General features: G+C 45.9%; 6 protein-coding genes and 1 pseudogene. 2 read left to right on the top strand and 5 right to left on the bottom strand.

What is annotated here, in order from left to right; all coding sequences use genetic code 11:
• Both ABY436_RS18970 and ABY436_RS18965 read left to right on the top strand, forming a co-directional pair.
• On the top strand, window positions 1–324 hold a 324-nt coding region (locus ABY436_RS18970), incomplete at its 5' end, for an ATP-dependent helicase C-terminal domain-containing protein (protein ID WP_372740494.1).
• A 244-nt stretch (window positions 325–568) separates the two neighbouring features.
• Window positions 569–931 (top strand): hypothetical protein, encoded by a 363-nt coding sequence (locus tag ABY436_RS18965; RefSeq protein WP_372740493.1) that lies wholly within the window; start codon window positions 569–571, stop codon window positions 929–931.
• A 6-nt stretch (window positions 932–937) separates the two neighbouring features.
• On the opposite strand, the gene ABY436_RS18960 is transcribed toward ABY436_RS18965, so the two are convergent.
• The 5 genes and pseudogenes from ABY436_RS18960 to ABY436_RS18940 form a co-directional block, all read right to left on the bottom strand.
• The gene (locus ABY436_RS18960) at window positions 938–1414 is read right to left on the bottom strand and encodes a thioredoxin family protein (RefSeq protein WP_372740492.1); all 477 of its coding nucleotides are present in this window, start codon (window positions 1412–1414) and stop codon (window positions 938–940) included.
• Window positions 1411–2295 carry an alpha/beta hydrolase gene (locus ABY436_RS18955; RefSeq protein ID WP_372740491.1) on the bottom strand — a complete coding sequence of 295 codons (885 nt, stop codon included), beginning with the start codon at window positions 2293–2295 and terminating at the stop codon, window positions 1411–1413. Before ABY436_RS18955 ends, ABY436_RS18960 begins: the two co-directional genes overlap by 4 nt.
• Window positions 2296–2359: 64 nt before the next feature.
• Window positions 2360–2902, bottom strand: a complete 543-nt coding sequence (locus ABY436_RS18950) for an adenine phosphoribosyltransferase (protein ID WP_372740490.1) — start codon at window positions 2900–2902, stop codon at window positions 2360–2362.
• Between the two features lie 287 nt (window positions 2903–3189).
• Window positions 3190–3969 (bottom strand): fumarate/nitrate reduction transcriptional regulator Fnr, encoded by a 780-nt coding sequence (gene fnr, locus ABY436_RS18945; protein WP_372740489.1) that lies wholly within the window; start codon window positions 3967–3969, stop codon window positions 3190–3192.
• 84 nt (window positions 3970–4053) lie between these two features.
• A pseudogene (locus tag ABY436_RS18940) lies at window positions 4054–4750 on the bottom strand (coproporphyrinogen III oxidase); the annotation flags it as partial.

The raw sequence follows: 4750 nt of genomic DNA, 5'->3' as shown, positions 1-4750 counted from the left end.
GCGCCGCTTGTTTATCAAACACCCAGTAATAAAACAGTGCCCATTATCTACGATAGTGATCAGGGACCCACGGTATCGGTTCCGCTACAGGAGATGTTTGGTGAGGTGGTCTCTCCTAAAATTGCTGGAGGTAAGGTGCCCATCAGGTTTGAGTTGCTTTCGCCTGCGCGCAGGCCGATACAGACAACCAGTGATTTGGCTAATTTCTGGAGAACATCATATTTTGAGGTGGCAAAGGAGATGAGGGGGCGCTACCCAAAGCATAGGTGGCCTGAACAGCCACTTGAAGAGAAACCCGGGAAGTCATTAAAGCGTTTTTCTTAAGGGCGCACTGGAAAGGTAAAGCGGCTGTTGAATGTATTAAGGCTGGTGGCTGGGCGGCTCCAATGCTACAAGCCTGATTTTTTCTGTTGAGTTTTTACGCATTTTTTAAATCTTTGCTAAAATGATAAGTCTTACTCTAGTCGTTTTAAGGGGGTTTATGAGGCTCTGTGTTTTCGCTTTATTCGGGGCGCTGTTAACTGTTTCAGTTTATGCTCAGGCAGAGTCAATGACCCCGGCAATCTGCATGGCTATTACTGATAAAATGGATCGTGATCGCTGTATTTTACGCTATCAAAGCCTGGAAGAGCGTAAAGAACAGTCTGATGAACGACGTCAGGATTTGGGTCAAAAGGCACGTATTCGTCAAAGGCAGGAACAAATTTCCAGTCAGCGGGGATATGGTATGCCGCGTTTAGAAAAATATTCGGGTTATGCCGTGAAGGTGGTTTTTGATCCTGTCATACGCAGCCAGCGTATCAAATGTATCGGTTATAATGCGCAAGGGGAGTATGTCTATAGTCGCTCGTTTTATCTGAGGCCTCCCGCTGATCACGGGATTATGAAAACCCGGGATGCCAGCAGAATTACTAACATTGTATGTAATTAACCTGCTTTATGGATGTTGCAGACGTGTAACCGCTTCATCTATCGATTGATCAAGGTAGTATCCGTAAAACTCAGGGGTGTTGATCCCGACCATTTTGGCTGCTAAGGGGTTGCCCTTGCTATCAAGAAAGAGAAGAGTCGGTGTGAATGTTGATTGATATTTTTTGGCAAACTGCTTAGGTGTAATCTGCTGACCGTCGAAATCCAGAATCGCGGTATTTGTGTCTAGTTTAAGTTCACGAAACAGCGCTTTTTGCTGGTACCGCCCTCCACTATGCATGGGCGCCAAAAAGTCGTCATGGACTAGCTGGCAGTAACTGCAATCACTCTGGCTTATCATTACCACGAGTATTCGGCTTTCTCCGAGTAGCTCAGCATCCAGATTAAAGTTGTTGCCTACAGGCAGGCTGCCGGCATGTGCGCTGTTAAGCAGGATGCTTAAAAATAAACTGCTCAGAACAAAGGACAGTACGCGCAGTTTCATTGCTGTTTTTCCATGAAATCAACAATAAACTCGGCCACGTCATCAGCATAAAGATCCCTGAAATAATGATCCGCTCCTTCAATTGATATGTGCTCTACACGTGGGTTCGATATATTGGCCATTTTTTCCGCAAGATCAGAAACGGTGATGTCTTCAGATCCGCTAATGACCAAGCTAGGTGTGCTTGTTTTGTCTAAAAGGTAAGGGGTATCGAATCTTTGATCCGGGGAGTAGTAGTTTACAAATGATGTTGCTTTAACACGACTGTCCGTGCAGTAAATAAAATTAGTAGCATCCATCCATGTGTTGTCATCACCTTGTTGTGCCTGAGTGAGTATTTCTGCTAACGATTTGTTATAACGTTGCTTGTAGTCGTTTTGCTCTGCGGCTTCATTCCAGGTGGCCGGTGCCAGTAAAATTTGAGATTTAACCTGGTCAGGGTAAGAGTCACTAAACCATGCCGTCTGATTTCCTCCGCGGGAATGGCCCATCAGGCTAATATCTCCGGCTCCCTGGCTCTTTAACCACTGAGACCAGGTGTTCATCTCATCTATTGCGTCGCTGTGTTTATGTTGATGAGGTACCTGGCAATCATACATGCCGTGTCTGTTATCAATGCCTAAGCTCAGGTTAATAGCAAGTGTATTGATGCCCGCATCAGTGAGTAGATCTTGCAGCGTTGCAATCACTTCCATCTTGTTGTGTGCCAGCGTGCCATGGGTGATCAGTAGAACGCCATCGGCAAGTGTGCTGCCCTCAGCCAGTTTCAATTCTGCATTAAGTAGCAACTTGTTATGTGTTGTCGTGACCTCTTGCGCCGATAAAGATTGGCAGGTGAGTAGCAGAAGCAGTGATGAGATTTTCAGTACGGAGTAAGGCATCTGGACCTCTGATATGGTTATATGCTTATATCAGCCCAACAATATCAGAGGGTGCTAATTTTATCTACAGGCCTTCGTAGGCGAGCATCGTGTAGACAGGAATCCCTGTTTCTTGAATCCGAACAGAACCCTCCAGATCAGGTAGGTCAATTAAAGCGGCGCACTCAACCACTTCGGCACCAAGCTTTTTAATCAGTGTGCAGGCAGCCAGAAGAGTACCGCCAGTAGCAATCAGGTCATCAAAAACCAGAACTCTATCCCCGGCGCCGACGGCATCTATCTGCATTTCGACGGCGGAGGTGCCATATTCCAGTTGATATTCCTGGTGGACTGTTTTGCCAGGTAGTTTGCCTTTTTTGCGAACCAGTACCAATGGCTTTTGCATCTGATAAGCCATGATGGAAGCAATCAGAAAGCCGCGTGCATCTATACAGGCGATATGCGTCAGATCTGATTCCATATAGCGCTGAATAAAACCATCCGCCACCATGCGTAAAGCTTTAGGGTCTTTGAAAAGGGGGGTGATGTCGCGGAACATAACCCCCGGTTCTGGCCAGTCAGGAAGTGAACGAATGACTGATTTTACGTAAAACTCGTCGTATGACATGTACTAATGGCTCCTCAAGCAGGCCGGAACGTAAACGATTGATATGGCTCAATGTTTAATTAAAGAATATACGTTTTAATTACTGCGTTGGGTTACACATAGAGATGGCTACTTCTTTGTGCAACTTTAGCGCCGGCCAGTTATCTGGGCGGCGCTTTTTTCAGCCCGTACCTTTGACCGGGCTCTTTGTACGGAATATTAGTACGAACTATTTGTACGGAATATTTATCCAAACGTCTTCTTCGCTATAGTCAGCCGGTCTATTAAGTCAGCCGGTTTATTCGTCATTATAAAGAGAGCTGCTGAACATCTGTTTCTTTAATACTTTTGCCGTCGCACTCACCGGAAACCTGATAAAGGCTTTCCAGGTCAAGCAAGTCTAGCTCTTTGCCCTCGACCTGAATCAGTTTGTTTTTCTGAAAACGGGTAAAAATTCGGCTGACCGTTTCTACAGCCAAGCCTAAGTAATTACCAATTTCGTTGCGCGACATAGATAGTCTGAACTTGTGGGCCGAGTACCCGCGTGCCTGGAAGCGCTGCGAAAGTTTAACTAAAAAAGTGGCTACGCGCTCTTCGGCATTTTTCTTTGAAAGCAGAAGCATCATTTGCTGATCATCTCTGATCTCTTTGCTCATAGTGCGCATGACTTGACGGCGCAACTCGGGTAGCTGTCCACATAAAGTGTCTAAATGCTCGAAGGGTATTTCACAGACCGTTGTGGTTTCCATGATTTTAGTGGATACCGGGTAGTGCTGTTCATCAAAACCACTTAAACCGACCACTTCGCCAGGAAAGTAAAATCCGGTAATCTGTTCTTCACCTTCATTCGTGATGGTGTAGCTTTTTACACTGCCTGCCCGGATAGCAAATACAGACTCAAAAGGCTCACCTTGATGAAAAAGGTGGTCTCCTTTCTTCAGCGGTTTGCTTTTCTCGATGATGTTATCCAGACTGTCCATCTCCGAGTTGTTCAATGACACGGGAAGGCAGAGCGAGCTAATACTGCATGTATTACAATGTGCTTGTTGCAGGCTATGTAGTTTCCCTTCTTTTTTGATATTGCTCATGGCCGGTTCCTGTGGTTATTGTACATAGTGAGGGCTACTCAGCCTTCAATTATGTCGTATTTCGCATGAACCGTGAAGTGCCTATTAGATGATGCGGGAAAAACCTTGTGTCGGTTGTTGTTTTGGAATGTATCGATCGAAAGCCATACAGATGCGCCTGATCAGTAATCGCCCTGCGGCTGTAACGATAATGCGTTGGCCATCCAGCTGGATGAGTCCATCTTTATCGAAGTGCTGCAATTCCACCTGCTCTTGAGCGAAATACTCTTTAAAATCAATATTAAATTCTTGTTCTATCGATGTCGGGTCAAGCTCAAAATGACAGATCAGCTGGGTAATTACAGCGCGGCGAATATGGTCATCTGTGCTGAGTTTTACGCCGCGACGAATGGCGCTGGCACGTGTTTCGACCGCTTCTGTATACGCTGTTATGTCATTTTCATTTTGATAATAAACATCGCCGATTTGACTGATGGCAGAGACTCCCATTGCTACCAAGTCACAATCAGAGTGAGTTGTGTAGCCTTGGAAGTTGCGATGTAAATGTCCACTTTGCTGTGCAAGGGCCAGTTCATCATCGGGTTTGGCAAAATGATCCATTCCTATATAAACATAGCCGGCGGCGAGTAGCTTATTAATCGTGGACTCATGAATAGCGAGCTTGGTTTCCGGACCAGGTAGATCGGCTGCATTGATATGCTTTTGTGAGCGGAAACGATCCGGCATATGCGCATAGTTGAAAACGGATAAGCGATCCGGGCTCATGGCAACTACCGTATCG

The sequence above is a fragment of the Neptunomonas sp. genome (assembly GCF_041601355.1).
Lineage (GTDB): Bacteria > Pseudomonadota > Gammaproteobacteria > Pseudomonadales > Balneatricaceae > Neptunomonas.
Note: the sequence above shows the minus strand (reverse complement) of the source record. Positions and strands in the feature narration are given on the sequence as shown.

Coding starts and splice junctions, on each gene's coding strand:
- ABY436_RS18965 (WP_372740493.1), top strand. CDS start 569: ATGGCTATTACTGATAAAATGGATCGTGATCGCTGTATTTTACGCTAT.
- ABY436_RS18960 (WP_372740492.1), bottom strand. CDS start 1,414: ATGAAACTGCGCGTACTGTCCTTTGTTCTGAGCAGTTTATTTTTAAGC.
- ABY436_RS18955 (WP_372740491.1), bottom strand. CDS start 2,295: ATGCCTTACTCCGTACTGAAAATCTCATCACTGCTTCTGCTACTCACC.
- ABY436_RS18950 (WP_372740490.1), bottom strand. CDS start 2,902: ATGTCATACGACGAGTTTTACGTAAAATCAGTCATTCGTTCACTTCCT.
- fnr (WP_372740489.1), bottom strand. CDS start 3,969: ATGAGCAATATCAAAAAAGAAGGGAAACTACATAGCCTGCAACAAGCA.